Below are 2,807 nucleotides of genomic sequence, written 5' to 3'. Positions count from 1 at the left end.
CTATCGGTCAGAGCAGGAACGACGCGCAGCGTTCCCCGACTGGCTGCACACCTACAATCACCACCGCGGACACACCGCGCTCAAGGGCCAACCACCCGCCAGCCGCGTCCCCAACCTCACGGGGCAATACACCTAGCCGGGCTCGGGGCTCGGTGCAGCCGGGGGGCGAGTCCGTGGCCCTGCGGTCGCGGCACTGGCAGGCGGGGACTCGCAGTCCGTCGCCCGAGCTGACAGCCCGTAGCCACCTCCCGAGCCGGGAGCCCGCTGTCCGGCACCTGACGGTTGGGGCTTCGACCCAGGGATCGGGCCTGCGGCCGGGGATCCGCAGCCCGCCTCCCGGCGGAAAGGTCGCTGCTCGGCCACCCGGATGGTCGAGGGTCCGGCGTCCGGGGATGGGGCCTGCGGCCCGTCCGGGGTTGGGGCCTGCGGCAAGGGGTCCGCAGCCGCCCGCCTCTGGGGCTGGGAGCGCGCTGCCCAGCACCCGGAACGTCGGGGGTTCGGCCCGGCGATGCCGTCTGCAGCCGCGACCCGTGGTCCGTCGCCCGGGCCGGGAGCCCCCATCTGTCTTCCTGGGAAGGGGTTCGGCCCGGCCAGGGATCCGCCCGGTGTCCAAGAGGACGGAGCCCACAGCCCGGCTGTCCCCACCCTGTTCGGTCTGGTTGTCGGTGCTTCCGGCGATGTGCTTGCCCGGGGCCCACGTGCCGGGGCCCCGCCTCAGCTGTCGCCGAACACCCCGTCGGCCGCGAAGGCCGTACCCGCGAACCGTTCCCCCATACGCCGGTGGGTCGCCGCGTCCGGGTGCAGGTCGTCCGGGAGCGGCAGGTCCGACCAGTCCTGCTCGCCGTACAGCTCGCGCCCGTCCAGGTAGTGCAGGTGGGGATCGTCGGCGGCCCGCTGCTTGACGATCCGGGCCAGTTCCTCGCGGATGACCTGGAGGGTCAGCTTCCCGCTCGCGCGCTCCGCCGGGTCGCCCATGGTCCGGAACCGCAGCCTGCCCTCGCCGAGCTCACTGAAGTCCGGGAAGGAGGGGCCCGGCGTATCCTCGTGGATCGGGCACAGGATGGGCGAGACGACCAGCAGGGGCGCGTCCGGGTGACCCTCGCGAACCGTGTCGAGGAAGCCGTGGACCGCCGGGCCGAAGGCGCGCAGCCGCATCAGATCCTGGTTGACGATGTTGATGCCGATCTTGAGGCTGATGAGGTCGGCCGGGGTGTCCCGCACGGCCCGCGCGGTGAACGGGTCGAGCAGCGCGCTCCCGGCGAGGCCCAGGTTGACCAGCTCCACACCGCCAAGTGCCGCGGCGACCGCGGGCCAGATGCCCGTGGGGCTCGCCGCGTCGGAGCCGTGGCTGATGGAGCTGCCGTGGTGCAGCCACACCCGTCGTCCACCGCGCGGCGCCGGCTCGACGGACGCGTCGGTGCGCAGGGCGATCAGCTCGGTCGTCTCGTTGTGCGGCAGCCATATCTCGACGTCCTTGAGATCGCCGGACAGCCCGTCGAACCGGACGGTCCCCGGCTCTCCCGGCCGGAGATCGGACGTCCCCTCGGTCATGTCGACGGTGATGACGTTGCCGCTGCGCACACTGCCCTGCCCGGCCGGACGCCCGTCGACGACCAGGTCGTACAGACCGTGCGGACGGGGTGGCACGCCGACGTAGGCCCGCTTGGTCGGCAGGGTGTCCAGCTCCACCGTCGTGGCCCGGGTGCGGAAGACGAGCCGTACGCCGGAGGGCTGGGACTCGGCCATGGCGAGCTGGTCGTCGGTGTTCTGGGCACGGGCCCGGGCGGGCAGCCGGTGCGGCAGCACCCCGTGCTCGGTGTGCTCCACGTCGAGGGCGCCGCGCAGCAGGTCGGCGGTGACGGCGGTGGTGATCCAGTCGTGCATGTTCCTCAGCCTGTCGGTCGGTCAGGAGGTGGGCCAGTTGCGCAACAGCGTGTCGAGGGCGTCCAGGATCCGCTTCCACGACTCCTCGGAGTCGGGGGAGCTGTGGCTGAACCCACCTGCCCCCTCAAGGCTCGCGTAGCCGTGGAAGGTGCTGCCCAGCAGTCGTACGGCGTGGGTCTGGTCGGGTTCGGGCAGGTCGTAGCCGCGCAGGATGGCTCGCGTCATCTGGGCGTGCCGTACGCCCGCGCTGGCGGCCGCGGTCTCGGGGTCGAGCCTCATCCTGGCGGCGGCGGCCCGCCCGGGGTGGGCGTGGGCGTAGTCGCGGTAGACGTTCGCGAAGGCGGTCAGCGCGTCCTTGCCGGCCCGTCCGGCCACCGCGTCGGAGGAGAGGTCGGCGAGCTCCTCCAGGGCGAACAGGGCGATCCGGGTCTTGAGGTCCTGGGAGTTCTTCACGTGCGAGTACAGACTCGCGACCTTGACGTCGAACCGGCGGGCGAGCTCCGAGACGGTCACCTGCTCGAAGCCGACCTCGTCGGCCAGCTCCGCGCCCGCCCGGACCAGTCGTTCCGTGGTCAGCCCTACCCGTGCCATAACCGTCCTCTCGTTTGCCCGAGTCGATTATGCATTTGCCTAAAGCTTTTAGGCAAACTAGCGTGGAGCTATGGAATCGCTGACCGAGCAAGAGATCCGTGCCGCCTTCGTGAACTGCACCAAGGGCGAGGCGAAACGGCTGTCGGTGCCGCGCGACCTGGCCGACCGGCCCTGGGACGACCTGGACTACCTCGGCTGGCGCGATCCCCAGGCCCCCGACCGCGCCTACCTGGTGACCGTTCTGGAGGGCCGCCCGACGGCCCTCGCGCTGCGCGGCTCGACCGTGGGCTCCTGGCAGGCGCGCCGAAGCATGTGCTCGATGTGCCTGACCA

The 2,807-nt window shown here is 71.8% G+C and carries 3 protein-coding genes and 1 pseudogene; 2 read left to right on the top strand and 2 right to left on the bottom strand.

Going from position 1 to position 2,807, the window contains the following annotated elements; translation table 11 throughout:
* Positions 1-136, top strand: a pseudogene (locus EHS43_RS41830) (integrase core domain-containing protein); the annotation flags it as partial.
* A gap of 578 nt (positions 137-714) precedes the next feature.
* Here the strand turns inward: EHS43_RS41830 and EHS43_RS41825 are convergent.
* Positions 715-1,884, bottom strand: coding sequence for a GDSL-type esterase/lipase family protein (locus EHS43_RS41825; RefSeq protein ID WP_125195712.1), 1,170 nt, complete (start codon positions 1,882-1,884; stop codon positions 715-717).
* A gap of 21 nt (positions 1,885-1,905) precedes the next feature.
* Positions 1,906-2,475 carry a TetR/AcrR family transcriptional regulator gene (locus EHS43_RS41820; protein ID WP_125195711.1) on the bottom strand — a complete coding sequence of 190 codons (570 nt, stop codon included), beginning with the start codon at positions 2,473-2,475 and terminating at the stop codon, positions 1,906-1,908.
* A gap of 70 nt (positions 2,476-2,545) precedes the next feature.
* Here EHS43_RS41820 and EHS43_RS41815 point away from each other — a divergent pair.
* Positions 2,546-2,807 (top strand): FBP domain-containing protein (locus EHS43_RS41815; protein WP_148104261.1); only part of this gene is annotated, 262 nt, incomplete at its 3' end.

The organism is Streptomyces sp. RP5T (assembly GCF_003933965.1).
Classification (GTDB): domain Bacteria; phylum Actinomycetota; class Actinomycetes; order Streptomycetales; family Streptomycetaceae; genus Streptomyces.
The sequence above is the reverse complement of the archived record's forward strand: the minus strand, read 5'-3'. Positions and strand labels throughout refer to the sequence as shown.

What these genes read in the sequence shown, in the direction of transcription:
- EHS43_RS41820 (WP_125195711.1), bottom strand. Translation starts at nt 2,475, where the DNA reads ATGGCACGGGTAGGGCTGACCACGGAACGACTGGTCCGGGCGGGCGCG.
- EHS43_RS41825 (WP_125195712.1), bottom strand. Translation starts at nt 1,884, where the DNA reads ATGCACGACTGGATCACCACCGCCGTCACCGCCGACCTGCTGCGCGGC.